Source organism: Polaromonas sp. UC242_47 (assembly GCF_044452385.1).
Taxonomy (GTDB): domain Bacteria; phylum Pseudomonadota; class Gammaproteobacteria; order Burkholderiales; family Burkholderiaceae_C; genus Polaromonas.
In genome coordinates, this window is the sequence record NZ_JBIOAO010000001.1 from 2,128,070 (window position 1) to 2,153,963 (window position 25,894).

Here is a 25,894-nt window from a genome sequence, read left to right on the forward strand (position 1 = left end):
CCACAGTCGCATCCGCTAATCGGTCCAGCCGTGTTGCGGAAGGTTAATTAACCAGCTTTAACCAGCTAATGTTTCCCAAAGGGAAACGGAGGTCAGCGGATATGAGTTCCAGCCCAACAGCTTCGTCTGTTTATTCTGCCTATCAAGGCAACACTTATCTCTTCGGCGGCAATGCGCCCTATGTCGAAGAGATGTATGAAAACTACCTCGCCAATCCCGGCAGCGTGCCCGACAACTGGCGCGAATATTTCGACGCGCTGCAAAATGTGCCCGCCGTCGATGGCAGCAACGCCAAAGACGTGCCGCATCTGCCGGTCATCAATGCCTTTGCCGAACGCGCCAAGCAGGGCGGCACCAAGGTGGTGGTCGCCAGCGCCGACTCCGAATTGGGTCGCAAACGCACCGCCGTCCAGCAACTGATTGCGGCCTACCGCAACGTGGGTGCCCGCTGGGCCGACCTGGACCCGCTCAAACGCGCCGAGCGCGACAACATTCCTGAGCTGGACCCGTCTTTTTACGGCTTCACCGACGCTGACCAGGAAACGGTGTTCAACACCAGCAACACCTTCTTCGGCAAAGACACCATGAGCTTGCGCGAGCTGATGAATGCTCTGCGCGAAACCTATTGCGGCACCATTGGCGCCGAATACATGTACATGACCGACCAGGCGCAGAAGCGCTGGTGGCAAACAAAGCTCGAAGGCATTCGCAGCAAACCCAGTTTCAGCAAGGAAAAGAAACTCCACATCCTGGACCGCCTGAGCGCGGCCGAAGGCCTGGAGCGTTTCCTGCACACCAAATACGTCGGCCAGAAACGTTTCTCGCTGGAAGGCGGCGAAAGTTTCATCGCCAGCATGGACGAGTTGATCCAGCGCGGCGGTGAAATCGGCGTGAAGGAAATTGTCATCGGCATGGCGCACCGCGGCCGTTTGAACGTGCTGGTCAATTCGCTGGGCAAAGTGCCCGCTGACCTGTTTGCCGAGTTCGACCACACCGCGCCGGAAGACCTGCCCAGCGGCGACGTCAAGTACCACCAGGGTTTCAGCTCCGACGTGACCACCCCAGGCGGTCCGGTGCACCTGTCCCTGGCGTTCAACCCCTCGCACCTGGAAATCGTCAACCCCGTGGTCGAAGGTTCGGTGCGTGCGCGTATGGACCGTCGCGCCGACCCCAAAGGCCTGCAAGTGTTGCCCGTGCTGGTGCACGGCGATGCGGCTTTTGCCGGGCAGGGCGTGGTCATGGAAACCCTGGCGCTGGCCGAAACCCGTGGTTATTCCACGGGCGGCACGGTGCACATCGTGATCAACAACCAGATCGGTTTCACCACCAGCGATCCGCGCGACAGCCGTTCCACGCTGTATTGCACCGACGTCGTCAAGATGATTGAAGCCCCGGTCCTGCACGTCAATGGTGATGATCCGGAAGCCGTGGTGTTGGCCACGCAGCTGGCACTCGACTTCCGCATGGCCTTCCAGAAAGATGTCGTGGTCGACATCATCTGCTTCCGCAAGCTGGGCCACAACGAACAGGACACCCCGGCGCTGACACAGCCGCTGATGTACAAAAAAATTGCACAACACCCCGGCACCCGCCGCCTGTACGCCGACAAGCTGTCGGCCCAGGGCATGGGTGAGACGCTGGGTGACGACATGGTCAAGGCCACACGCGCCGCACTGGACGCCGGCAAGAGCACCTTTGACCCGGTCGTGACCAACTTCAAGAGCAATTACGCGGTGGACTGGCGTCCTTACCTCGGCAAAAAATGGACCGACGCTGGCGACACCGCGATCCCTATGGCCGAGTGGAAACGCCTGTCTGAGAAAGTCAGCACCATTCCCGCCACCGTGACCGCGCACCAACTGGTCAAAAAGGTTTATGACGACCGCGCAGCCATGGGCCGCGGCGACATTCCTGTGGACTGGGGCATGGGCGAACACATGGCCTTTGCCTCGCTGGTGGCCAGCGGCTACCCGGTGCGTTTGTCCGGTGAAGACTGCGGACGCGGCACTTTCACGCACCGCCACGCGGTGCTTCATGACCAGAACCGCGAGAAGTGGGATACCGGCACCTATGTGCCGCTGCAAAACGTCGCCGAAAACCAGGCCCCGTTTGTGGTCATCGACTCCATCCTGTCCGAAGAAGCCGTGCTGGCTTTCGAATACGGTTACGCCTCCAACGATCCCAACACCCTGGTGATTTGGGAAGCCCAGTTCGGCGACTTTGTGAACGGTGCGCAGGTCGTGATCGACCAGTTCATCGCCTCCGGCGAAGTCAAGTGGGGCCGTGTCAACGGCATCACCTTGATGCTGCCGCACGGTTACGAAGGCCAGGGTCCGGAGCACAGCTCGGCGCGCCTGGAGCGCTTCATGCAGCTGTCGGCCGACACCAACATGCAAGTGGTGCAGCCGACGACGGCCAGCCAGATCTTCCACGTGTTGCGTCGCCAGATGGTGCGCAACCTGCGCAAGCCGCTGGTGATCATGACGCCCAAGTCGCTGCTGCGCAACAAGGATGCGACTTCGCCGCTCAGCGAGTTCACCAAGGGCAGCTTCCAGACGGTGATTCCGGAGAACAAGGATCTCAAGGCCGACAAGGTCAAACGTGTGATCGCCTGTTCCGGCAAGGTTTATTACGACCTGGCCAAAAAACGGGAAGAAAAAGAAATTGACGACGTCGCCATCCTGCGCGTCGAGCAGTTGTACCCCTTCCCGCACAAGGCCTTTGCCACCGAGCTCAAAAAGTACCCGAATCTCGCCGAGATCGTGTGGTGCCAGGACGAGCCGCAAAACCAGGGCGCCTGGTTCTTTGTGCAGCATTACATCCACGAAAACATGGCCGAAGGCCAGAAGCTCGGCTATTCCGGCCGCGCCGCGTCGGCTTCGCCGGCCGTGGGTTATTCGCACCTGCACCAGGAGCAGCAAAAAGCGCTGGTCGACGGTGCTTTCAGCAAGCTCAAAGGCTTTGTCCTGTCCAAATAAATGAAAAGGCCAAGCCCTGAGGCCTGGCCGTCCAGAAACAACACACGAAAGAAGTCAAATGACTATCGTAGAAGTAAAAGTTCCGCAGTTGTCCGAGTCCATCGCCGAAGCCACCATGCTGCAGTGGAAGAAAAAGGTCGGTGACAGCATTGCCATCGATGAAATCCTGATCGAAATCGAGACCGACAAAGTGGTGCTTGAAGTCCCCGCACCAGCCGCCGGCGTGCTGACCGAAATCGTGATGGCCGATGGCAGCACGGTCCTGGCCGAACAGCTGATTGCCAAAATCGACACCGAAGGCAAGGCTGCTGCCGCCGCGCCCGCCGCAGCTGCACCTGCCGCGGCATCTGCTGCAGCCGCAGCGCCAGCTGCCGCCACGGCCGTGGCCGGTGGCAGCATGGCTGGTGTGGCCATGCCCGCCGCCGCCAAGCTGATGGCCGACAACCAGCTGGCATCCGGCTCGGTGCCCGGCACCGGCCGTGATGGCCGTGTCACCAAGGGTGATGTGCTGGGTGTGGTTGCCGCCAGTTCTGCTCCTAAAACGGTAGCTGCTAGCGCAATTCCAACGGGGGCTCCGACCACTTCTTTGCCTCAAGTGACAGTTGCCACCAAGGCCAACGACCTGGGCGAGCGTCCCGAGCAGCGCGTGCCCATGAGCCGTCTGCGTGCCCGCATCGCCGAGCGCCTGCTGCAATCGCAATCGACCAACGCCATCCTGACCACCTTCAACGAGGTCAACATGGCGCCGGTGATGGAAATGCGCAAGCGCTTCCAGGAGAAGTTCGAGAAGGAATACGGCGTCAAGCTGGGTTTCATGAGCTTTTTCGTCAAGGCGGCCGTGCACGCATTGAAAAAATACCCGGTGCTGAACGCCTCGGTAGACGGCAATGATGTGGTTTACCACGGCTACTTCGACATCGGTATCGCCGTCGGTTCGCCGCGCGGCCTGGTGGTGCCGATTCTGCGCAATGCCGACCAGATGAGTTTTGCCGATATCGAGAAAAAAATCGCTGAATTCGGCCAGAAAGCGCGTGACGGCAAACTCGGCATTGAAGACATGACGGGCGGCACCTTCTCCATCAGCAATGGCGGCACCTTCGGCTCCATGATGTCCACCCCCATCATCAACCCACCGCAAAGCGCGATCCTGGGCGTGCATGCCACCAAGGACCGTGCCATGGTCGAAAACGGTCAAGTGGTGGTGCGCCCGATGAACTACTTCGCCATGTCCTACGACCACCGCATCATCGACGGCCGCGAAGCCGTGCTCGGCCTGGTGGCCATGAAAGAAGCGCTGGAAGATCCGGCACGTCTGTTGTTTGACATCTAAGGAGCACCACATGTCCAAACAATTTGACGTGGTCGTCATCGGTGGCGGCCCAGGCGGTTATATTGCCGCCATTCGCGCAGCCCAGCTGGGTTTCAACGTGGCCTGTATCGACGAGTGGAAAAACGCCAAAGGCGGCCCGGCCCTGGGTGGCACTTGCACCAACGTCGGCTGCATTCCTTCCAAGGCCTTGCTGCAGTCGTCGGAACATTTCGACCATGCCAGCCACCACTTTGCCGAGCATGGCATCGAGGTCAAAGGCCTGAGCCTGGACCTGGCGAAAATGATCGGCCGCAAGGATACGGTCGTCAAGCAAAACAACGACGGCATTGTCTACCTGTTCAAAAAGAACAAGGTCACCTTCTTCCACGGCCGCGGCTCTTTTGCTGCCGCCAAAGATGGCCTGTATGAGATCAAGGTGGCGGGTGCGGCCGAGGAAACCATCTCCGGCAAACACATCATCGTGGCCACGGGATCCAACGCACGGGCCTTGCCCGGCACGCCGTTTGACGAAGAAAACATCTTGTCGAACGACGGTGCGCTGCGCATGGGCGCGGTTCCGGCCAAACTCGGCCTGATCGGCTCCGGCGTGATCGGTCTGGAGATGGGCTCGGTCTGGCGCCGCCTGGGTGCCGAAGTCACCGTGCTGGAAGGTCTGCCGACCTTCCTGGGCGCGGTTGATCAGCAGATCGCCAAGGAAGCCAAAAAAGCCTTTGACAAACAGGGGTTGAAGATTGCGCTGGGTGTGACGGTTGGCGAGGTCAAGAACAGCAAAAAAGGCGTCAGTGTTGCCTATACGGATGCGAAGGGCGATGCGCAGACTCTTGAAGTCGACAAACTCATCATCTCGATTGGCCGGGTTGCCAACACCATTGGCCTGGCGCCTGAGGCTGTGGGTCTGAAGCTCGACGAACGTGGCGCGGTGCTGGTCGACGACGAATGCAAAACCAATCTGCCCAACGTCTGGGCGATTGGCGACGTGGTGCGCGGCCCCATGCTGGCGCACAAGGCCGAGGAAGAAGGTGTGGCAGTTGCTGAACGCATCGCCGGCCAACACGGTCATGTCAACTTCAACACCATTCCCTGGGTGATTTACACCAATCCCGAGATTGCATGGGTGGGGCAGACGGAAGAGCAGCTTAAAGCCGCCGGCCGTGCCTACAAGGCCGGTACCTTCCCCTTCATGGCCAACGGCCGTGCGCGGGCGCTGGGCGACACCACCGGCATGGTGAAGATGCTGGCCGATGCCGCGACCGATGAAATCCTGGGCGTGCATATCGTGGGTCCCATGGCCAGCGAGCTGATTGCCGAATGTGTGGTGGCGATGGAGTTCCGGGCCAGCGCGGAAGACATTGCACGAATCTGCCACGCACATCCGTCGCTCAGCGAAGCCACCAAGGAAGCGGCCCTGGCTGTTGACAAGCGCACCCTGAACTTCTGAAGCCCGGAACATCATCAACGATGTCTGTGCGTTCAGAGTACGCGTCTGAGCTGAAGGCGCGGGGATATGCCAGCGATCCAGCCCAGTTGCGTGCAGTGGACGCGCTGGAGCGTTGTGCCAATGAATGGACCGAGTTCAAGGCAAAACGCTCCAACGCGCTGAAGAAACTCATCAATCGGCCGGAGATCCCGCGCGGTGTTTATATGCACGGCGGGGTGGGGCGCGGCAAGAGTTTTCTGATGGACTGCTTTTACAACGCGGTTCCGCTCAAACGCAAGACCCGCCTGCATTTTCACGAGTTCATGCGTGAGGTTCACCGTGAACTGCGTGATCTGCAAGGCATGGCCAATCCGTTGGACGAACTGGGCAAGCGGATTGCCAAACGTTACCGCCTGATCTGTTTTGACGAATTCCATGTGGCGGACATCACCGACGCCATGATCCTGCATCGGCTGATGGTGGCGCTGTTCGACAACGGGGTGGGTTTTGTCACAACGTCCAACTTCCATCCCGACGACCTCTATCCCAACGGCATGCACCGTGACCGCATTTTCCCGGCCATCGCCTTGCTCAAGGAGAAGCTGGAGATATTGAGTGTCGACAACGGCACCGACTACCGCAGGCGCACGCTGGAACAGGTCAAGCTCTACCATACGCCGCTGGGCGCACAGGCCGATGCAGAGATGCGGGAAACTTTTGAGCGCCTGGCGGAGTCTCACGACGAGTCGCCGATTTTGCATATCGAGGCCCGGAAAATCCAGGCCAGACGCAAGGCCGGTGGCCTGGTGTGGTTTGACTTTAAAACCCTGTGTGGCGGGCCGCGTTCTCAAAACGACTACCTGGAGATCGCCAGCCAGTTTCATACGGTCTTGCTCAGCGATGTGCCGCATATGCCCGTGCGTATGGCCTCGGAAGCGCGGCGCTTCACTTGGCTGGTGGATGTGTTGTATGACCGCCGCGTGAAACTCATCATGTCGGCGGAAGTGGCGCCCGAGGCGTTGTACACCGAAGGCCCCTTGGCGCATGAGTTTCCCCGGACGATTTCCAGGCTCAATGAAATGCAGTCCGCCGAGTTTCTGGCGCTGGAGCGCAGAAATGTGGATACAACGTTGACATGAAAAAACTCTTTCTTTTGTGGTTTGCTGGTGCCATCGGCTTCTCGGCCATGGCGCAGCCCGGCGAAGACCTTGCCTCGGTCGCGGCTGACCGTGAGCGGGAGCGAATCAATGCGGAGCGCATGGAACTCGAAGCGCGTTTTAATGCGGAAGAGGCGGCCTGTTACAAGAAGTTTGCTGTCAACAGGTGTCTGAACGCCATCAAGCCCCTGCGGCGTGAGGCGATGGCCCAGCTGCGGCTACAGGAAGTTGCACTCAACGACCAGAAGCGCAAGCAAAAAGCGGCAGAGCAAATCCAGAAAATCGAAGAAAAATCTTCACCCGAAGTCTTGCAGCAAGCGGCCGAGCGTCGGACCAAAGCCCTGCAGGATGCGCAGGCGCGCACCGAACGCTCGCAAACAAAGGCGGATGAACGTCTTGACCTCCAGAAAAACGAGGCGCTGAATGCCGCCAGTGCGGCGGACAAGGCCAAGGGCTCGCAGGAGAGGGCCCAAGCCCGCGCGGACAAACGTGCGGCGGCGGCGGAAGAGCGTGAAAAATATAATGAAAAGCAGCAGGAAGTCGCGGAGAAAAAAGCTGCCAATGAGAAAAAGCGGCGCGAGCAGACCAAGCCTCCGGCGCCATCCCTGCCAACACCCAACTAGTCTTTACTCAGCCTTCGCGGGCTGCGGCCTGTTGGCAGCGCGGGTCAAGCCAGCGCTTCAAGTTTGACAATCACCAGCGACAGGTTGTCGCCGGCGCCATGCGCGCGTGACCTGGCTTTCTGGATCAGGAATTCGGTGGCCTCGCGCGGGGACAACATGGACAGTGCCGAGCCTATTTCATTCGGGCTGAAATAGTGCCAGATCCCGTCGCTGCAGGCGATCAGCGCATCGCCGGGACGCAGTTGCGGAATGAAATGCTGGCTGACAGGTGGAACTTCCTCGGTGCCCAGGCAGCCCATCAGGATGTTGGACTGCGGGTGCACATTGGCTTCGTCTTCGGTGAGTTCACCCTTATCGACCAGTGTCTGCACATAGGAGTGGTCTATGGTCCGTGAGACGAGCTTGGCGCCGTGGAAGTGGTAAATGCGCGAGTCGCCGGTATGCACCCAGTGGCAGTCGCCGCCGGGGTTGATCAAAAACGCAGCCAGCGTGCTGTGTGGTTCCTGCTCGGAAGAAATCGCCGTGAGTTTGATCACCAGGTGGGCTTCTTCCACCAGTTGCTTGAGCATGGAGACCGTGTCGTCCGTCGCCGGCGAATAACGTTCAAACAGCTGTTTGGCGGTGAGCATGACCTGGTCAGACGCCTTGCGCCCGCCGCTTCGGCCGCCCATGCCATCGGCGACGATGCCGAGCATGCAACCGGCAATACGCGGATGACTGAGCAGGGCCACCTGGTCCTGCTGGTAGTCGCGGTCTCCCTTGTGGATACCGGTGGACGCTGTGATTCGATGACCTTTGGACATTTTGAAATGGGTCGAGTCATGTGGACTCGATTTCTCTCCGTAATCGACGTATTATCAGATGAAGCAGCCTGCGCGGATAAAAAACCTTGGACTTAAATTTACACTCACCGGAGCGCCGCCTGATTGACCTCAAAATCGAACACGCGGACCTCAATGCCCTGGTGGACCTCACTTCACACGCCATCCCGATTGACGAGTTGATGCTCAGGCGTCTTAAAAAACGCCGCCTGTTGCTGCGCGACGAGATATCCAAACTCGAGCTCTCCCTGGACCCCCCTGAACCTGCCTGATGAACCTGGAGTCTCAAGTCCTGGCGGCCTTCGACCCTGAAGGCGTGTTGTCGCGTGCCGCCGATCACTTTGTTCCCCGCAGCGGGCAGACCGAGATGGCGCTGGCCGTGGCACGCGCCATTGAAGGTGCTTACCCTCTGGTGGTGGAAGCCAGCACCGGCGTCGGAAAAACCTTTTCCTACCTGGTGCCGGCACTGTTGAGCGGCGAGCGTGTGTTGCTGTCCACGGCCACCAAGGCCTTGCAAGACCAGTTGTACGGGCGCGACCTGCCGGCCCTGGTGAAAGCCTTGGGTGTGCCGGTCAGCACCGCCTTGCTCAAGGGGCGCGGCAGTTACCTCTGCTTGCACCGGATGGAGATGGCCCGCCATGACGCCGGCTTTCCGGAGCGCACTTCGCTTCGCGCTCTCACCAAAGTCGAGGAATGGTCACGCGGGACCAACACCGGTGATCTGGCGGAGCTTCCCGGCCTGGATGAAAAATCGCCTGTGATTCCCTGGGTGACTTCCACGCGGGAAAACTGCCTGGGCTCCCAATGCCCCAAATTTCGTGCCTGCCATGTCAACCATGCCCGCCGCGAAGCCCTGGCGGCAGACGTGGTGGTGATCAACCACCACCTGTTTTTTGCCGACATGGCGGTACGCGAATCGGGCGTCGCCGAACTGTTGCCGACGGTGCGTATCGCGATTTTTGACGAGGCCCACCAGCTCAATGAAACTGGCGTGCAGTTTCTGGGAAAAAACCTCTCGACCGGGCAATTGCTGGATTTTTCACGCGACATCCTGGGCACCGGTTTACAACTGGCGCGCGGTCTGCAGGACTGGCAGTCGCTGGCGGGTGCGGTCGAACACACCGCGCGTGAACTACGCCTGTGTGTGGGCAAAGCCTATCCCGGCAGCAAGTTGCGCTGGACAGAGCCGGTGCCGGAAAGCCTGGACCCTGAGGCCTGGATTTCGGCGCTGGCGGCGGTGTCTACCGCCTTGACCGAGGCTTGTGAAGCGCTCAATACCGTCAGCGACATGGCGCCCGACTTTGTTCGCTTGCAGGAGCGTGCCACGGAGCTGTCGGCGCGGGCCCAGGCATTCACGGGTCCTGCAGAGCCGGGCGGGGTCCGCTGGCTGGACGTGGGCATGCAGTTGCGCCTGGTGGAGTCACCGCTGGACATTGCCAACGCGATCCAGGCCAAGGTGTTCACGGATGACAAGGCTGCGGCCAAGTCCTGGATTTTCACCTCGGCCACTCTGGGCGATGACGAGCAATTAAGCTGGTTCACCGAGCCCTGTGGTTTGGCCGAAGCGCAAGTGTTGCGCGTCGGCAGTCCTTTCGACTACGCGCGCCAGGCCGCTTTTTATGTGCCGCGCAATTTCCCCAAGCCGGGTGACCCTACACATACCGCGGCGGTGGCTGCGTCGGCGGCGGACTGGGCGCGCCGGCTGGGTGGCCGCACCATGGTGCTGACCACCACACTGCGGGCCTTGCGTGCCATCGGTGATGCCTTGCAGGCGACGTTTGAGGCCTCCGGCGACATCGAGGTGCTGGTGCAGGGCGCGATGCCCAAACGAACCTTGATTGAACGTTTTCGCCAGGCCGACATGCATGGCGGCCGGGGTTGTGTGCTGGTGGCGTCTGCGTCGTTCTGGGAAGGCATTGATGTGCCGGGCGACGCCTTGCAACTGGTGATCATCGACAAGCTGCCTTTTCCGCCACCCAACGATCCCATGGTGGAGGCGAAGGCCAGGTTGCTGGAATCGCAAGGCAAAAGCGCCTTCAGCGACTACTTTCTTCCGGAGGCGGCGGTGGCCCTGAAGCAGGGCGCGGGGCGTTTGATACGCCGCGAAACCGATCAGGGTGTGCTGGTGGTGTGTGACAGCCGGCTGGCGTCCATGGGGTACGGCAAGCGCCTGCTGCGTGCGCTGCCGGCGATGCAACGCCTGGCGTCAGAACAAGAGCTGAACGACAGGCTGGATCTGCTTACCAGAAGCGATACCACGGCGTATCAGCCGACCTGACACCCTTGGTCAGGTACTCGCTTTGCGGGTAGGTTTTTTCCATCACGCGTTTGGCGTCGTCGCGCAACTGGGCCATGCCCAAAGCATCGTAAGACTTGTACAGAATAAAGAGTGCGTCTTCCAGCACCGGCACATCGCGGTAGTCGGTCAGTGCCGACTGTGCGCGGTTGATGGCCGAGATGTAGGCGCCGCGGGTGTAGTAATAACGCGCCACATGCACCTCATACTGCGCCAGCGAATTGACGATATAGGTCATGCGCAGGCGAGCGTCGGCGGAATACTTGGACTCAGGAAAACGATTGATCAGTTCCTTGAAAGCTTCAAAGGACTCCTTGGCCGCTTTCTGGTCGCGCTCGGAAAGATCCTGCTTGTACAGAAAGCTGAACAGGCCCAGGTTTTCGTTGAAGGTGACCAAGCCTTTGAGGTAGAGGGCGTAATCAATCGCCGGGCTGGCGGGATGCAGCTTCATGAAGCGGTCCAGCGTGGCTTGGGCCTGGGCCTGCTCGCCGCCTTTGTACTGGGCATAAGCTTTTTCCAGCTGGGCTTGCTGGGCCAGTGGTGTGCCGGCCGCGCGGCCTTCCAGTTTTTCGAACAGCGGAATGGCTTTGTCGTAAGCGCCGGAGTTGGCTTCGTCCCGGGCTTCTGCGTAAATCTTGTTGGGGCTCCAGGCGGCGGTCGGGTCTTTCACCTTGGTGGAAGAGCAGGCCGAAAGAGCGAGTACGCAAACGATCAGGGCCGCTGAAAAAGGCGTCGTCGCTGGAACAACCGATAATTTGGTGGAAAACATCGCAATTGATCCTGTAAATGACTGATTCTGTACAAAGCAAACTAATTATATCGAGCGCCACTGAGGCGGACATCCTGCCGGAAGAGGTCCTGGGCGACGCGGAGGCCGGCGCAGAGTTTGAATTGCGCCAGGTGATGGTTCCGGTAGGCAGCCATGGCGAGCGTCTTGACCGCGCGCTGGCTGGCATTGTGCCCGAGTTTTCCCGCAGCTATCTGCAGCAGTTGATCGAGGCGGCGGCCGTGAAGATCAACGGTACCACCATCACCAAAGTCTCGTCCAAGGTGAAGGCCGGCGACGACCTCCAGATCGAACTCAAACCCACACCGCAAAGTCAGGCTTTCAAGCCTGAGGCGATGGAACTGGAGATCGTGTTTGAGGATGAACACTTGCTGGTGGTCAACAAACCGGCCGGTCTGGTGGTGCATCCTGCCCCTGGTAACTGGAGCGGCACCTTGCTCAACGGTTTGCTGGCCCGCGATCCGCAGGCGAGCCTGCTGCCGCGTGCCGGCATTGTGCACCGGCTGGACAAGGACACCAGCGGGCTGATGGTGGTGGCGCGCAGGCGCCAGGTGATGGACCAGTTGGTGGCCATGATTGCCGAACGGACGGTCAGCCGCGAGTATCTAGCGTTGGCCCACAACGCCTGGCAGGGCGCTGCGGCGCGACAGGTGGAGGCGCCCGTCGGGCGTGATCCGCGCAACCGTTTGCGCATGGCGGTGGTGGATCTGGAAAAAAATGCCGGAAAAACGGCGTCTACCGGTATTTTCCGGCTGGGCAGTGAGGGCGATTTTTGCTTGGTGCGCTGCAAGTTGCAGACCGGGCGGACCCACCAGATCCGTGTACATATGGCCTCGATAGGCCATCCGCTGGTGGCGGACGAGGTTTATGGCGGCCGGCCCGCAGCCGGGCTCACGCGCCAGGGCTTGCATGCCTGCCGGCTGGCTTTTGATCATCCGGTGACCCACGAGGCGCTTGAATTCAAGTCAGCCTTGCCTGCTGATCTGGCGGCAGCCGTGGAAAGTTTGGGGCTGGGATACAATCAAGCCCAGTAGTTTTTTCGCTACCCGCACATGACGCCCGCCGAAGAAGCCGTGGCGCGTGAATGTGAATTGCGCTTCCCGGCGCCTATATCTCGAATATTTTCGGAACCAAGTACATGAATACGACGGATGCCAAGCGCGTCCTCGAAACGGCACTTATTTGCGCTCAGCAGCCTCTGCCTCTGCGTGAAATGGGTGTTTTGTTCAACGGGGCGATGACGGCCGATACCCTCAAGCTTCTGCTTGAGGACTTGCAAAACGACTGGGCTGGACGAGGGGTGGAACTGGTGCATGTGGCCAGCGGCTGGCGTTTTCAAAGCCGGCCGCAAATGCGCGAATTTCTGGATCGACTGCACCCCGAGAAGCCGCCGCGTTATACGCGTGCCACGTTGGAAACGCTGGCCATCATTGCCTATCGCCAGCCGGTAACCCGGGGCGACATGGAAGACATTCGCGGCGTCACGATCAACAGCCTGCTCCTCAAGCAGCTGGAAGACCGGGGTTGGGTGGAGGTCATTGGCCATCGCGAAACCGTTGGACGGCCCGGCCTGTACGCCACCACCCGGCAGTTCCTGGACGACCTGGGTGTCGAGTCGCTGGATCAACTGCCCGCCATGGATAACACGGCGGGGCAGGCCAGCATGCTGGAGCAGATTGAATTTGGTCTGGCGGCGCCTGTGGCCGCTGAGGAGACGGTTCCGGACGAGGCCGGGCTACCCGCCGAGGTGGAGGTTGAAGTGCTTTGTGCCACCGACCCCGCTTCGGCCGATTTTGAAAGCTTGCAGGATGCCTCGCTCAACAGCCAGTCATCCACTGATCCACACGCCTGAACGTATACCGCATGAACCAACACGACAACCCGGCTTCGGCCCCCCCGGCTCCTCAAAATAATGAGTCAAATGAGGCTCCAGCCCTGATCCCTCAAGCGCAAGTAGCTATTGATTTGGTAGCGTCTGAAGCGCTGGCAGGTGATGCGGGTGTCAGCCAGTCCGTTCGCGTGGAGTCGGCGGAGTCCGACCTGGGCTACCGTTTTGACGACGTGGTGACCGGCAAGTTTGATGCCGACGAGGAAGATACGGCTCTGGAGCTGCCCAAGCGCGTGTTGTTGCCCCAGCCGGAAACCCCCAAGCTGCACAAGGTGCTGGCGCAGGCGGGCCTGGGTTCGCGGCTGGAAATGGAGCAACTGATCCTGGAAGGGCGGATTTCCGTCAATGGCGAGCCGGCCCACATCGGCCAGCGCATCCAGTTTGGCGACACCGTCAAGGTCAACGGCAAGCCGATTCGCGTGCGTATCGATCCGCCGCCACCGCGCGTGATCGCCTATCACAAGCCTGCCGGCGAAGTGGTCACCCATGACGATCCGCAAAACCGGCCCACGGTGTTTCGCCGTCTGCCCAAGTTGTTTCAGGGGAAGTGGCAATCCGTTGGCCGCCTGGATCTGAACACCGAAGGCCTGCTGCTGCTGACCAGTTCCGGTGAGCTGGCCAACAAGCTGATGCACCCCCGTTTTGGCCTGGAGCGCGAATACGCGGTGCGGGTGTTGGGTGCGCTAAGCAACGAAGAGAAAAAACGCTTGCTCGAGGGCGTGAGCCTCGAGGATGGTCTGGCGCAGTTCAGCTCGATTGAAGCCGGCGGAGGCGAGGGCGCCAACTGCTGGTATCGGGTGACCATTTCCGAAGGGCGCAACCGCGAGGTGCGCCGTATGTTCGAGGCGGTCGGCCACGCCGTCAGCCGCCTGATCCGGATTCGTTATGGCGCCGTGGTATTGCCGCGCGGCCTCAAGCGCGGTGCCTTTGTTGAGCTCGATGAGCACGACATCCTGGCCTTGACCGGTGCGATTGGTCGCGCGGAAGCCCGCGCCGATTCGCGGGGGGCGAGAAACGCCGCCGAATCCGGCGAAGCGCCTGCCGGCGAGGGGCGCCCAGACCGTGGTCCGCGCAGAAATGAGCGCTCACGCGGCGGCGCGCGGGGACGGCCGGACGCCGGCCCGGCCCGCTCGCCCAACCAGCAGACCGGTGGCGGCCAGCAGGAGCCGAACGAGTTTCAGCCGCCCAGGAACCACAGCGACGCGCCGCGTGACGCCAATCAGCGTCGCGGCGGCAAAGGCCGCGGGCCAGGCGGCGGCAACGGCGGCGCCCTCCGATCCGGCCCTCCCGGCAATTTCGGCGGAAATCCTGGGCGTGGACCCAAGCGCCGTGATGATGCGGGTGGCCGTGGTGAGCGTAACGATAAAGGCTCAGGCGGCGCCCAGCCCGATCCGATGAAAACTTCATTCGGCTACATCGGTGCGGAAACCTTTACCCGTCAGCGTCAGGCGCAAGGGCAGGGTCCGCGGCGCGGTGGTGGTGGTGGCAATTTTGGCGGCGGCGGCGGCGGCGGTGGTTCAGGCCCACGTCGCGGCGGCAGTGGTGGCGGTGGCGGCAACCGCAGCGGTGGTAATCGCGGCAGTGGTGGCGGCAACCGGGGCGGAAACCGCTGATCCCGGCGGTATCGGTCCACGCCTTTTTTTGACCAGGGCCATTGGCGGCAGGTTAAAATCAGAGGCTTTATTCGATTTGAATAAATCAGAAAATCAAGGTTAAGGAAATCTCATGGCGATCGAACGCACTCTCTCAATCATCAAACCCGATGCCGTGGCAAAAAATGTCATCGGTCAAATCTACGCACGTTTTGAAGCTGCCGGCCTGAAAGTGGTCGCGGCCCGCATGGCGCACCTGTCACGCGGCGAAGCCGAAGCTTTTTACGCTGTGCACAAAGAGCGTCCTTTCTTCAAGGATCTGGTCGAGTTCATGATTTCCGGCCCGGTCATGATTTCCGCACTGGAAGGCGAAAACGCGATCCTCAAACATCGCGACCTGATGGGTGCAACCGACCCGAAGAAAGCCGCTGCCGGTACCATTCGCGCCGACTTCGCCGACAGCATCGATGCCAACGCCGTGCACGGCTCTGACGCCGTCGAAACTGCCCAGGTGGAGATCAGCTTCTTCTTCGCGGGCATGAACATCTACGCGCGTTAATCACATGGTTGCCCCCACGCTTCGCTGCCCCGCCATGGGGTCGTCGCTTGCCCGGGGCGGCCCTTCGCGGTGCCTCGCGGCCCGCGCTTTCCCGCAATGACAACCAACCTGCTTGATTACGATCTGGATGGGCTGGCTGCCTTTTGCGAGCAGCTCGGTGAAAAACGTTTTCGGGCCACCCAGCTTTTCCGCTGGATTCATCAAAAAGGCGCGACCGGTTTCGATCAGATGACCGATCTGGCCAAGTCCCTGCGCGAAAAACTTCCCCGCATCGGCACATATTGCCGGCCCCAAGGTGGTGTCACGCCACGATTCGGCCGACGGCACCATCAAATGGCTGTTCGACGTCGGTGCCGGCGATGTCATTGAGACTGTTTTTATTCCCGAATCCGATCGCGGCACCCTGTGTATTTCATCGCAGGCGGGTTGCGCCGTGGGCTGCCGTTTTTGCTCGACGGGCCACCAGGGCTTCAGCCGCAACCTGACCACCGCCGAGATCCTCGGCCAGCTCTGGTTTGCCGAACATTTTCTGCGTAAGCACCTCGGCAAGGACGAACGCGTCGTCTCCAATGTCGTGATGATGGGCATGGGCGAGCCCTTGCAAAATTATTCGCAGTTGCTGCCGGCCTTGCGTGTGATGCTGGACGACCATGGCTACGGCCTGTCGCGCCGGCGTGTGACGGTTTCGACTTCGGGTGTGGTTCCCATGATTGACCGCCTGGCGCAAGACTGCCCGGTGGCCCTGGCGGTGTCGCTGCATGCGCCTGAAGACGAGCTGCGCAGCAACCTGGTGCCGCTGAATAAAAAATACCCGATTGCCGAACTGCTGGACGCCTGCAGCCGCTACCAGGTGGCAGCCCCCCGGGATTTCATCACTTTTGAATATTGCATGCTTGACGGCGTGAACGACCAGCCCGAACATGCGCGCCAACTGGTGGCCTTGATGCAGCGGCATGCGGTCAGCGGCCTGTCCTGCAAGTTCAACCTGATTCCTTTCAATCCATTTCCGGCCTCGGGCCTGAAACGTTCGGACATGCCGCAGGTGATGGCTTTTGCCAAAATCCTGATGGATGCCGGCATGGTCACCACCGTGCGTAAAACCCGGGGTGACGACATCGACGCGGCCTGCGGCCAACTGGCGGGCGATGTGCAGGACCGGACCGGCGTGGAGCAACGTATGGCGTCACAGCGGCAAGGTATGCTCAAAGGCATCAAAATCGTTACCAAAGAGGCCGGTGTATGAAGCTTGTCCGCAACGCCATGTGGCTTTCTGCCTGCTGGGCGGCCGTGCTGCTGGTTGGCTGTGCGGGCCATGCGGGCGCGCCGGCGGCCGGTAGCGGGCACCCGGAGATCGTCACCGAATCGGACGAGCCCGATGGCCGCAAACGCGCCCGCATTCGCCTGGAGCTGGCCGCCAATTATTTCCAGCAGGGTCAGACCAATGTGGCGCTGGATGAACTCAAGCAGTCGCTGAGCGCCGACCCGACGTATGCCGACGCGCACAACCTGCGTGGTCTGGTCTACATGCGCCTGAACGACAACGTGCTGGCGGAAGACAGTTTCCGCCGCGCGATGACGCTGAATCCGCGCGATGGCAATGTGTTGCACAACTACGGCTGGCTCTTGTGCCAGCAAGGCCGCTACAGCGAGTCCGTCGCCACCTTTACACGCGCCATTGCCACACCCTCCTATGAGGGACAGGCCAAAACGTTGATGACGCAAGGTCTTTGCCAGGAACGTGCAGGCCAGCGTGCGGAAGCCGAGCGCAGCCTGTCGCGTTCTTACGAGCTGGACCCGGGCAATCCGCTGACGGGTTACAACCTGGCGAACCTGTTATTCCTGCGCGGCGACCTCACACGTTCGCAGTTTTACATTCGTCGTTTGAACAACAGCGATCTGGCCAATGCGGAAACCCTTTGGCTGGGTATCAAGGTGGAGCGCAGCCTGGGTGATCGTGACGCGATGACGCAGCTGGCCGGTCAATTGAGAAAACGCTTCGGGCAGTCGCGCGAAGCGGCCGCCTATGACAGAGGGGCTTTTAATGAGTGAGTTCGATGGCCAGTTGCCGGGCCATAACGCCATGACACAAGGGGAATCCTTGTCTCATCTATCAACAGCAAGCGCCGGCACCGTGCTGCGGCAGGCCCGCGAGGCCGCCGGCCTGCACATCGCCGCGCTGGCGGTGGCTCTGAAGGTGCCGGTGAAAAAACTGGAAGCGCTGGAGTCCGACAGGCTGGACGAATTGCCCGATTCGGTGTTTGTTCGTGCGCTGGCCTCCAGCGTTTGTCGCACCCTCAAGATTGATGCTGCGCCGGTGTTGGCATTGTTGCCGCAAACCGGCAAGTCGCGTGTCGGTGAGCAAGGCCCCAGCATCAACACCCCTTTCCGTGCCCCCAGCGACGGGCCGGGCCCCTCCTTGTGGGCGCACGTGTCCCGTCCTGCCGTTTTGGTCGGTCTGCTTTTGCTGCTGGGTGCCCTGGTGCTGATCTTTTTGCCGGCGATGCAGTTGCAACTCAAGACGGACGTGCTGGCCGCCGTCCCTGCCGCGGATTCGGGGCAGATGGCAGCTCAGCCTGCCTCCCCGGGTGTTGTCACGACCACTGTGGATGTGCCGGGCAGCGCCAACGCTGCGGTCCCGGACCGTCCGGTTGAAGCAGTGGTGGTTGCGCCCACATTGCCGGCCGCTCCGGTATCTGCGCCCGTGTTGGCTGTCGCCGCTCCTGCAGTCCCGCCTCCTGCGGCGTCCATTGCGGCGGTACAGGTGCCGGCCGCAGCCGCCGGCATCATTGTGTTCACGGCCAAAGGATCATCCTGGGTCGAAGTCACCGATGCCAAAGGCATGGTGGTTTTGCGCCGTACCCTGGCCGCCGGAGAAGCGGCCAGCGCGTCGGGCGCCTTGCCTCTGGCCGCCGTGGTGGGCCGGGTTGACGCCACACTGGTGCAGGTACGTGGCCAGGCTTTCGATTTGAACGCCGTGAGCAAAGACAACGTTGCACGGTTTGAGGTGAAATAGTGACCGCTTGTTTACCGATTGAAGTGGCAGCGCCCAAGGCGCGTGTCTCGTCGCAGGCCCGTGTGGTCTGGGGCTCACGTGTGGTGACGGTGGGGGGTGACGCGCCTGTGCGTGTGCAGTCCATGACCAACACCGACACGGTGGACGCGATCGGTACCGCCATCCAGGTCAAGGAGTTGGCGATTGCCGGCTCGGAGATGGTGCGTATCACCGTCAACACCCCCGAAGCTGCGCAGCAGGTCCCTTATATCCGCGAGCAGCTCGATCGCATGGGCATCGATGTGCCGCTGATCGGCGACTTTCACTACAACGGCCACCGCCTGTTGACCGACTACCCGGCTTGCGCCGAGGCTTTGTCCAAATACCGCATCAACCCGGGCAATGTGGGCAAGGGCGACAAGCACGACCGGCAGTTTGGCCAGATGATTGAAGCGGCTGTGCGCTGGAACAAACCGGTGCGTATCGGCGTCAACTGGGGCAGCCTGGACCAGGAACTGCTGGCCAGTCTGATGGACGAAAACAGCCGCCGGGCCCAGCCCTGGGATGCCAAACAGGTGATGTACGAGGCGCTGATCACCTCGGCCATCGATTCTGCCGTGCTGGCCGAACAACTGGGCATGGACAAAAACCAGATCATCCTGTCCTGCAAGGTCAGCGGTGTCCAGGATTTGATTTCGGTCTACCGCGAACTCTCCAAACGCTCGCGTTACGCCTTGCACCTGGGCCTGACCGAAGCCGGTATGGGCACCAAAGGCACGGTGGCTTCCGCCGCCGCCCTGGCCGTGTTGCTGCAGGAAGGCATTGGCGACACCATTCGTGTCTCGCTTACGCCCCAGCCCGGCGAAGCGCGTACCCAGGAAGTGCTGATCGCCTCTGAAATTCTGCAGGCCCTGGGTCTGCGCAGTTTTGTGCCCAGCGTGACGGCCTGTCCCGGCTGCGGCCGCACGACCAGCACCACCTTCCAGGAACTGACCAAAGAAATCGATGATTTCCTGCGTGCCCAGATGCCGGTCTGGCGGGCGCAATATCCCGGTGTCGAAAAACTCAAGGTTGCGGTCATGGGCTGCATCGTCAACGGCCCGGGTGAAAGCAAACATGCCGACATCGGCATCAGCCTGCCGGGCTCCGGTGAAGCGCCGGCGGCTCCGGTCTATATTGACGGCGAGAAAAGTGTGACCCTGCGCGGCGACCGGATTGCGCAGGAGTTCCGGGTTATTGTCGAAAACTACATTGAAAAGCGCTTTGGCACGCAAGCCGTCGCCCAGGCCGTTTAACTAACTCATGGCTGAAAAACTTACTGCCGTCAAAGGCATGAACGACATATTGCCGCCTGATTCGGCGCGCTGGGAATGGTTCGAAGCCAAGGTGCGCGCGCTGATGGCGCGTTATGCCTATGCCAACGTGCGCACGCCTATCGTCGAACCGACGGCGCTGTTTGTGCGCGGCCTCGGCGAGGTGACCGACATCGTCGAAAAGGAAATGTATTCCTTCGTGGACTCGATGAATGGCGACAGGCTCACGCTGCGCCCGGAGGCCACGGCCGGCATTGTGCGCGCGATGGTCGAGCACAACGCGCTGTACAACGGGCCGATGCGGGTCTGGTCGGCGGTGTCGCTGTTTCGCCATGAGCGGCCGCAGAAGGGGCGTTATCGCCAGTTTCACCAGATCGACGTCGAAGCGCTTGGTTTTGCCGGGCCGGATGTGGACGCCGAACAGATTCTGATGTGCCGTGCGCTGCTGCGCGACCTCGGCATTCCGATGGAACATGTGCGGCTCGAATTGAACAGCCTGGGCCAGCCGGGCGAGCGCATGGCGCATCGGGCCGCGCTGATCGCGCACTTCGAGGCGCACGCCGATGTGCTGGACGAGGACGCCAGGCGCCGGCTGCACAGCAACCCATTGCGCATACTCGACACGAAAAATCCGGCCATGCAGGCGATCGTCGAAGCGGCGCCGCAACTGATGGACTTCCTTGGCGAGGCTTCGCTTGCGCACCTGAACGCGGTGCGTGCGGTTCTCGACGCAGCTGGCCAGTCCTACCGCATCAACCCGCGCCTGGTGCGCGGCATGGATTACTACAACCTCACCGTGTTCGAATGGATCACCGACAAGCTCGGCTCGCAGGGCACGGTTTGCGGTGGTGGCCGTTATGACGGCCTGTTCGAGCAACTGGGCGGCAAGCCAACGCCGGCGGTCGGCTGGGGCATGGGCGTGGAGCGCATGCTGCTGCTGCTCGAGGCGGTCGGCGTGCAGCCACCCGAGAGCGCCCCCGACGTCTACGCGATCGTGCCGTCGGCGCAGGTCATGCCAACCGCGATGGCGGCTTGCGAAGCCTTGCGCACCGCCGGCGTCAATGTGCAAATGCATGCCAGTGGCGCGGACGGCATGGGCAGCATGAAGTCACAGTTCAAAAAAGCCGATGGCAGTGGCGCGCGTTTCGCCCTGATTTTTGGCGAAGCGGAGCTGGCCGAGGGCCGCGTGGCCGTGAAAGCCTTGCGCGGCGACAAGGCCGAGGCCGCGCAGGCCCAAGTGCTGCAGCCGCTGGACAATATTCCCTCGTGGGCGCAGGGCTTGCGCACAGGCGGCTGACGGCCGCCCCCTACAATCAACACAAATCACTGAACAGAACAAGAAGAGCTATATGGCAAAACATCTCGATTTGGAAGAGCAGGAACAGCTTGACGAGCTGAAACACTTCTGGAAGCAATACGGCAACTTGATCACCTGGGCGCTGATTGTCGTTTTGGGTGCGGTGGCGGCCTGGAACGGCTACCACTACTGGCAGCGCAGCCAGGCAGCGCAGGCCGCCGTCATGTACGACGAGGTGGAACGGGCTGCCGCTTCGGGTGATGCCACCCGGGTGGAGCGCGCGCTGGCCGACATGAAGGAGCGTTTCGGCGGCACGGCGTTTGCCCAGCAAGCCGGCCTGCTCGCGGCCAAGACTTATTACGACAAGGGCAATATCGACGCGGCCAAAGCCTCCCTGGAATGGGTCGCCGGCAAAAGCGCCGACGAAGGTTATCAGGCCATCGCCAAATTGCGCCTGGCCGGTGTGCTGGTCGAGGCCAAGGCTTACGACGACGCGCTCAAGCAGCTGTCCGGCGCCTTCCCGAAAGATTTCACCGCTTTGGTGGCCGATCGCCGTGGTGACGTCTTCACCGCGCAAGGTAAAAACAGCGAAGCCAAGGCTGAGTATGAAAAAGCCTACCAGGGCATGGACGACCGCACCGAATACCGGCGCCTGGTCGAGGTCAAGCTCAATGCGCTGGGTGTGAACCCGTCGGCGACATTGCCCAGCACTGCGGCCGTTGCTGCAGCGTCTTCCGCGTCCGTGACCGAGGTGAAGCCGTGATTTTCAAGTCTTTCAGGCCTTTGGCCCTTGCTGTTCGAGCGCCAGTAGCTATTGTTTTAATAGCGTCTTTGTCGGGCTGCTCGATGTTCAGCGGCTTTTTCAGCAGCTCGAGCAAAAAGCCCCAGGCGGCCGAACTGCAACCGGTGGTGGCGCTGGTCCCGGCCAAGCTGGCCTGGAGTGCACGTATCGGTGAGGTGAGCTTCCCCCTCGAAGTCGAGGTGGCGGGTGACACCGTGGTGGTGGCCAGCACCGATGGTGCGGTTGCTGCACTCGATGCGCGTACCGGCCGTGATGTCTGGCGCACCAACATCGGCACGCCGATTGCAGCCGGTGTCGGCAGCGACGGCAAAGTGGCCGCCGTGGTCACCCGCGGCAATGAAGTTGTGGCTTTGGCTGGCGGCCGTGAAATCTGGCGTCAAAAACTCTCGGCCCAGGCTTTTACCTCGCCGTTTGTGGCCGGTGGCCGTGTTTTTGTGTTGGCCGCCGACCGTTCGGTCAATGCCTTTGACGGTCAGACCGGTCGCAAGCTCTGGTCCCAGCAACGTCCCAGTGAGCCGCTGGTGCTGCGCCAGGGTGGCGTGATGCTGGCCGTCGGCGACACCTTGGTGGTGGGCCTGGCCGGCCGCCTGACCGGGTTGAACCCGCTCAATGGCAGCATTCGCTGGGAGGCCCCGATTGCCTCGCCGCGCGGTATCAACGACGTGGAGCGCCTGGTCGATCTGGTCGGTTCCGTCAGCCGCACCGGCAACACGGTCTGTGCCCGGGCCTTCCAGGCCAGCGTGGGCTGCGTGGATGCCGCGCGTGGCACCTTGCTCTGGAGCAAACCCGCCAACGGCGCGCAAGGTATTGACGGCGACGACCAGTTTGTCTTTGGCACCGAATCCGATGGCCGGGTGCTGGCCTGGCGCCGCGCCGACGGCGAAAATGCCTGGAGCACGGACCGCCTGCATTACCGCAGCCTGACGGCGCCACTGGTGGTGGGCCGTTCGGTCGCCATCGGCGACTCTGCCGGCTTTATCCACATGCTGTCGCGCGCCGATGGTTCCCTGTTAAATCGGCTCACTACCGACGGCTCGCCCGTGGCGGCTTCCCCGGTGCTGGCGGCCAACACGCTGGTCGCGGTGACGCGCTCCGGCACCGTTTACGGCTTCGCGCCTGAATAATTCAACCGGCCTTTGTGGTCGTGAAATGTATTGATGAAACCTGTAATTGCCCTGGTCGGTCGTCCCAATGTTGGGAAATCGACACTTTTTAACCGGCTGACCAAATCGCGGGATGCGATTGTGGCCGACTACGCCGGTTTGACGCGGGACCGCCATTACGGCAACGGCCGGCTTGGCTCGCAGGAGTTCATCGTTATCGATACCGGCGGCTTCGAGCCCGACGCCATCGAAGGCATCTACAAGGAAATGGCCAAGCAGACGCGGCAGGCCGTGGCTGAGGCCGACGTCGTGGTGTTTGTGGTGGATGCCCGAGCTGGCGTCAATGCCCAGGACCACGAAATCGCACGTTATTTGCGCAAGCTGGGCAAACCGACGGTGCTGACCGCCAACAAGGCCGAAGGCATGACCGAGGGCGTGCAGCTCTCCGAGTTTTTTGAGCTGGGCCTGGGCGAAATACTGCCGGTGTCGGCTTCGCACGGGCAGGGCATGCGCACGCTGGTTGAACTGGCGCTGCAGCCGCTGAACCTGCCGGATCCCGACGAAGACGGCCCGCAGGTCGATCCGTCTGTGATCAAGCTGGCCGTCGCCGGGCGTCCCAACGTCGGCAAATCGACCCTGATCAACACCTGGCTGGGTGAGGAGCGTCTGGTGGCGTTTGACCAGCCCGGCACCACACGTGACGCGATTTCCGTGCCTTTCGAGCGCGCCGGCCAGAAGTTCGAGCTGATCGATACCGCCGGTTTGCGGCGCAAGGGCAAGGTATTTGAGGCGATCGAGAAGTTCTCCGTCGTCAAGACCCTGCAGGCCATCGAAAGCGCCAATGTGGTCTTGTTGCTGCTGGATGCGACCCAGGGCGTGACCGACCAGGACGCCCATATCGCCGGTTACATCCTGGAAAGCGGCCGCGCGGTGGTGCTGGCCGTGAATAAATGGGATGCCGTGGACAGCTACCAGCGGGAAATCCTGGAGCGTTCCGTCGAAACCCGCCTGTCTTTCCTGAAATTTGCCACCATCCACAATATTTCGGCCATCAAGCGCCAAGGTTTGGGTCCGGTCTGGAAGTCCATCATCCAGGCCCATGCGTCGGCAACCCGCAAGATGTCCACGCCGGTGCTCACGCGCCTGTTGCTGGAAGCGGTGCAGTTCCAGAGCCCGCAGCGGGCCGGCATGTTCCGCCCCAAGCTGCGTTACGCGCACCAGGGCGGCATGAATCCGCCCATCATCATTATTCACGGCAATTCGCTGGAGCATGTCACCGAAGCCTACAAGCGCTTCCTGGAGGGGCGCTTCCGCAAGGAGTTTGACCTGGTGGGTACGCCGCTGCGCATCCAGATGAAATCCTCGAGCAACCCTTACGCGGACAAAGATTCGACCTAGGATGACGTCCACAGCCTATGGGCTGTGGTAAGGTGAAGCCCTATCAACTCTTGAACACGGAAAATATCGTGAGCAATAACAAAGGTCAGCTCTTGCAGGACCCCTTCCTCAATACTTTGCGCCGTGAGCATGTGCCGGTTTCGATTTACCTCGTCAACGGTATCAAACTTCAGGGCCAGATCGAATCTTTCGATCAGTATGTGGTCCTTTTGCGTAACACCGTCACGCAAATGGTCTACAAACACGCGATTTCAACCATTGTTCCCGGTCGTGCAGTCAATTTTGCTGCAGCAGAATCTCAAGAAAGCCCAGCCAGCTGAGTTCGCAGGACTTCTCCCAGACAACACCACCCCTGGCCATCCTGGTCGGGGTTGATCTGGGCTACCCCAATTTTGATGCCGGCCTTGAAGAGCTGGGCTTGCTCGCGCAGACCGCGGGTTTGCAGCCTGTTGCCCGTGTCACTTGCAAACGCAAGGCGCCCGACGCGGCTTTGTTCATCGGCAGCGGCAAAGCTGACGAGATCAAGATGTTGGCCCTGGAGACAGGCGCCAGCGAAATCCTGTTCGACCAATCCCTGAGCCCGGCCCAGCAGCGCAATCTCGAGCGGGTGCTCGGTTTGGCGGTGAATGACCGGACCTTGCTGATCCTGGAGATTTTTGCCCAGCGTGCACGTAGCCATGAGGGCAAGCTGCAGGTCGAGCTGGCACGTCTGCAATACCTGTCGACCCGGCTGGTCAGGCGCTGGTCGCACCTGGAGCGGCAAACCGGTGGTGCCGGCCTGCGCGGCGGCCCGGGTGAGAAGCAGATCGAGCTGGACAAACGCATGATCGGCGAAGCCATCAAGCGCACCAAAGAACGCCTCGGCAAAGTCAAAAAACAGCGGCAAACCCAGCGCAAACAGCGTGATCGCCGCAACGCTTTCACCATTTCGCTGGTGGGTTACACCAATGCCGGCAAATCGACCTTGTTCAACGCCCTGGTGAAGGCGCGTGCCTACGCGGCCGACCAGCTGTTCGCCACCTTGGACACGACGACGCGGCAGCTCTATCTGGGCGATGCCGGACGTTCGGTGTCCTTGTCGGACACCGTGGGTTTTATCCGTGACCTGCCACACGGACTGATCGACGCGTTTGCCGCCACCTTGCAAGAGGCGGCCGATGCCGACTTGTTGCTGCATGTGGTGGACGGCGCCAATCCCAACCACCTGGAGCAGATCGAGGAAGTGCAGCGCGTGTTGTCCGAGATAGGTGCGGCCGATGTGCCGCAAATCCTGGTCTTTAACAAGCTGGACGCCCTTGAAAAGTCACGCTGGCCGCTGCAGCTAAGTGACAGCTTTGAAATCAAGGACGCCTTTTCCGACACCGGCAAGCGGGTCGATCGGGTGTTTGTCAGTGCGCAGAGCGGTGAAGGTTTGCCTTTGCTGCGCGAGTTGCTGGCGCGGCATGCCGCATTGCCGCCTGTCGAAGATACCCTCCCAATAAGTGAGGCTGTCGCCTGATTGGGCACAATGTCGAAGTCATTAAAAAAAAGAGCTTGATTCC

Annotated in this window: 22 protein-coding genes and 1 pseudogene; 21 read left to right on the top strand and 2 right to left on the bottom strand. The window is 61.1% G+C overall.

Annotated features, from left to right (window positions below; all coding sequences use genetic code 11):
• Window positions 1-101 precede the first annotated feature (101 nt).
• The 5 genes from ACHMXK_RS10460 to ACHMXK_RS10480 are packed head-to-tail and all read left to right on the top strand — an operon-like array spanning window position 102 to window position 7,505.
• Window positions 102-2,978, top strand: a complete 2,877-nt coding sequence (locus tag ACHMXK_RS10460) for a 2-oxoglutarate dehydrogenase E1 component (RefSeq protein WP_397440056.1) — start codon at window positions 102-104, stop codon at window positions 2,976-2,978.
• A 58-nt stretch (window positions 2,979-3,036) separates the two neighbouring features.
• On the top strand, window positions 3,037-4,308 hold the full coding sequence (gene odhB / locus ACHMXK_RS10465; RefSeq protein WP_397440058.1) for a 2-oxoglutarate dehydrogenase complex dihydrolipoyllysine-residue succinyltransferase: 1,272 nt from the start codon (window positions 3,037-3,039) through the stop codon (window positions 4,306-4,308).
• A 10-nt stretch (window positions 4,309-4,318) separates the two neighbouring features.
• The gene (gene lpdA / locus ACHMXK_RS10470; RefSeq protein ID WP_397440059.1) at window positions 4,319-5,746 is read left to right on the top strand and encodes a dihydrolipoyl dehydrogenase; all 1,428 of its coding nucleotides are present in this window, start codon (window positions 4,319-4,321) and stop codon (window positions 5,744-5,746) included.
• A gap of 20 nt (window positions 5,747-5,766) precedes the next feature.
• The gene (gene zapE, locus ACHMXK_RS10475; RefSeq protein ID WP_397440061.1) at window positions 5,767-6,864 is read left to right on the top strand and encodes a cell division protein ZapE; all 1,098 of its coding nucleotides are present in this window, start codon (window positions 5,767-5,769) and stop codon (window positions 6,862-6,864) included.
• Window positions 6,861-7,505 carry a hypothetical protein gene (locus ACHMXK_RS10480; RefSeq protein WP_397440063.1) on the top strand — a complete coding sequence of 215 codons (645 nt, stop codon included), beginning with the start codon at window positions 6,861-6,863 and terminating at the stop codon, window positions 7,503-7,505. Before zapE ends, ACHMXK_RS10480 begins: the two co-directional genes overlap by 4 nt.
• A gap of 44 nt (window positions 7,506-7,549) precedes the next feature.
• On the opposite strand, the gene ACHMXK_RS10485 is transcribed toward ACHMXK_RS10480, so the two are convergent.
• Complete coding sequence (locus tag ACHMXK_RS10485; protein WP_397440065.1) at window positions 7,550-8,308, bottom strand: PP2C family protein-serine/threonine phosphatase; 759 nt, start codon at window positions 8,306-8,308, stop codon at window positions 7,550-7,552.
• An 86-nt stretch (window positions 8,309-8,394) separates the two neighbouring features.
• On the opposite strand from ACHMXK_RS10485, the gene ACHMXK_RS10490 reads away from it, so the two are divergent.
• Both ACHMXK_RS10490 and ACHMXK_RS10495 read left to right on the top strand, forming a co-directional pair.
• Window positions 8,395-8,598 (top strand): DUF465 domain-containing protein, encoded by a 204-nt coding sequence (locus ACHMXK_RS10490; RefSeq protein WP_397440067.1) that lies wholly within the window; start codon window positions 8,395-8,397, stop codon window positions 8,596-8,598.
• Window positions 8,598-10,604, top strand: a complete 2,007-nt coding sequence (locus ACHMXK_RS10495) for an ATP-dependent DNA helicase (RefSeq protein ID WP_397440069.1) — start codon at window positions 8,598-8,600, stop codon at window positions 10,602-10,604. The genes ACHMXK_RS10490 and ACHMXK_RS10495 overlap by 1 nt, the downstream gene beginning before the upstream one ends.
• Here the strand turns inward: ACHMXK_RS10495 and ACHMXK_RS10500 are convergent.
• Window positions 10,567-11,391 carry an outer membrane protein assembly factor BamD gene (locus ACHMXK_RS10500; RefSeq protein WP_397440071.1) on the bottom strand — a complete coding sequence of 275 codons (825 nt, stop codon included), beginning with the start codon at window positions 11,389-11,391 and terminating at the stop codon, window positions 10,567-10,569. The two genes, ACHMXK_RS10495 and ACHMXK_RS10500, sit on opposite strands and share 38 nt — an antisense overlap.
• Window positions 11,392-11,408: 17 nt before the next feature.
• On the opposite strand from ACHMXK_RS10500, the gene ACHMXK_RS10505 reads away from it, so the two are divergent.
• From ACHMXK_RS10505 to hflX, 14 genes and pseudogenes are all read left to right on the top strand, one after another.
• On the top strand, window positions 11,409-12,443 hold the full coding sequence (locus ACHMXK_RS10505) for an RluA family pseudouridine synthase (RefSeq protein WP_397440074.1): 1,035 nt from the start codon (window positions 11,409-11,411) through the stop codon (window positions 12,441-12,443).
• A gap of 104 nt (window positions 12,444-12,547) precedes the next feature.
• Window positions 12,548-13,261 (top strand): SMC-Scp complex subunit ScpB, encoded by a 714-nt coding sequence (gene scpB, locus ACHMXK_RS10510; RefSeq protein ID WP_397440076.1) that lies wholly within the window; start codon window positions 12,548-12,550, stop codon window positions 13,259-13,261.
• Window positions 13,262-13,272: 11 nt separating this feature from the next.
• Window positions 13,273-14,910 carry a pseudouridine synthase gene (locus tag ACHMXK_RS10515; protein WP_397440078.1) on the top strand — a complete coding sequence of 546 codons (1,638 nt, stop codon included), beginning with the start codon at window positions 13,273-13,275 and terminating at the stop codon, window positions 14,908-14,910.
• Between the two features lie 112 nt (window positions 14,911-15,022).
• The gene (ndk, locus tag ACHMXK_RS10520) at window positions 15,023-15,448 is read left to right on the top strand and encodes a nucleoside-diphosphate kinase (protein WP_397440080.1); all 426 of its coding nucleotides are present in this window, start codon (window positions 15,023-15,025) and stop codon (window positions 15,446-15,448) included.
• Between the two features lie 96 nt (window positions 15,449-15,544).
• Window positions 15,545-16,691: pseudogene (gene rlmN / locus ACHMXK_RS10525) on the top strand (23S rRNA (adenine(2503)-C(2))-methyltransferase RlmN).
• The gene (gene pilW / locus ACHMXK_RS10530) at window positions 16,688-17,497 is read left to right on the top strand and encodes a type IV pilus biogenesis/stability protein PilW (RefSeq protein ID WP_397440081.1); all 810 of its coding nucleotides are present in this window, start codon (window positions 16,688-16,690) and stop codon (window positions 17,495-17,497) included. The pseudogene rlmN and the gene pilW overlap by 4 nt, the downstream one beginning before the upstream one ends.
• Window positions 17,490-18,461 carry a helix-turn-helix domain-containing protein gene (locus ACHMXK_RS10535; protein ID WP_397440083.1) on the top strand — a complete coding sequence of 324 codons (972 nt, stop codon included), beginning with the start codon at window positions 17,490-17,492 and terminating at the stop codon, window positions 18,459-18,461. The genes pilW and ACHMXK_RS10535 overlap by 8 nt, the downstream gene beginning before the upstream one ends.
• Window positions 18,461-19,735: a flavodoxin-dependent (E)-4-hydroxy-3-methylbut-2-enyl-diphosphate synthase gene (ispG, locus tag ACHMXK_RS10540; RefSeq protein WP_397440085.1), complete on the top strand. Its 1,275-nt coding sequence runs from the start codon at window positions 18,461-18,463 to the stop codon at window positions 19,733-19,735. The genes ACHMXK_RS10535 and ispG overlap by 1 nt, the downstream gene beginning before the upstream one ends.
• A 7-nt stretch (window positions 19,736-19,742) precedes the next feature.
• Window positions 19,743-21,050: a histidine--tRNA ligase gene (hisS, locus tag ACHMXK_RS10545; RefSeq protein WP_397440087.1), complete on the top strand. Its 1,308-nt coding sequence runs from the start codon at window positions 19,743-19,745 to the stop codon at window positions 21,048-21,050.
• Between the two features lie 52 nt (window positions 21,051-21,102).
• Window positions 21,103-21,813: a YfgM family protein gene (locus tag ACHMXK_RS10550; protein ID WP_397440089.1), complete on the top strand. Its 711-nt coding sequence runs from the start codon at window positions 21,103-21,105 to the stop codon at window positions 21,811-21,813.
• Window positions 21,810-22,976, top strand: a complete 1,167-nt coding sequence (gene bamB / locus ACHMXK_RS10555; RefSeq protein ID WP_397440091.1) for an outer membrane protein assembly factor BamB — start codon at window positions 21,810-21,812, stop codon at window positions 22,974-22,976. The genes ACHMXK_RS10550 and bamB overlap by 4 nt, the downstream gene beginning before the upstream one ends.
• A gap of 33 nt (window positions 22,977-23,009) precedes the next feature.
• Window positions 23,010-24,353 carry a ribosome biogenesis GTPase Der gene (gene der / locus ACHMXK_RS10560; protein ID WP_397440093.1) on the top strand — a complete coding sequence of 448 codons (1,344 nt, stop codon included), beginning with the start codon at window positions 23,010-23,012 and terminating at the stop codon, window positions 24,351-24,353.
• Between the two features lie 17 nt (window positions 24,354-24,370).
• Window positions 24,371-24,673 carry an RNA chaperone Hfq gene (gene hfq, locus ACHMXK_RS10565; protein ID WP_318404667.1) on the top strand — a complete coding sequence of 101 codons (303 nt, stop codon included), beginning with the start codon at window positions 24,371-24,373 and terminating at the stop codon, window positions 24,671-24,673.
• Window positions 24,670-25,851 carry a GTPase HflX gene (hflX, locus tag ACHMXK_RS10570; RefSeq protein WP_397442499.1) on the top strand — a complete coding sequence of 394 codons (1,182 nt, stop codon included), beginning with the start codon at window positions 24,670-24,672 and terminating at the stop codon, window positions 25,849-25,851. Before hfq ends, hflX begins: the two co-directional genes overlap by 4 nt.
• Window positions 25,852-25,894 lie beyond the last annotated feature (43 nt).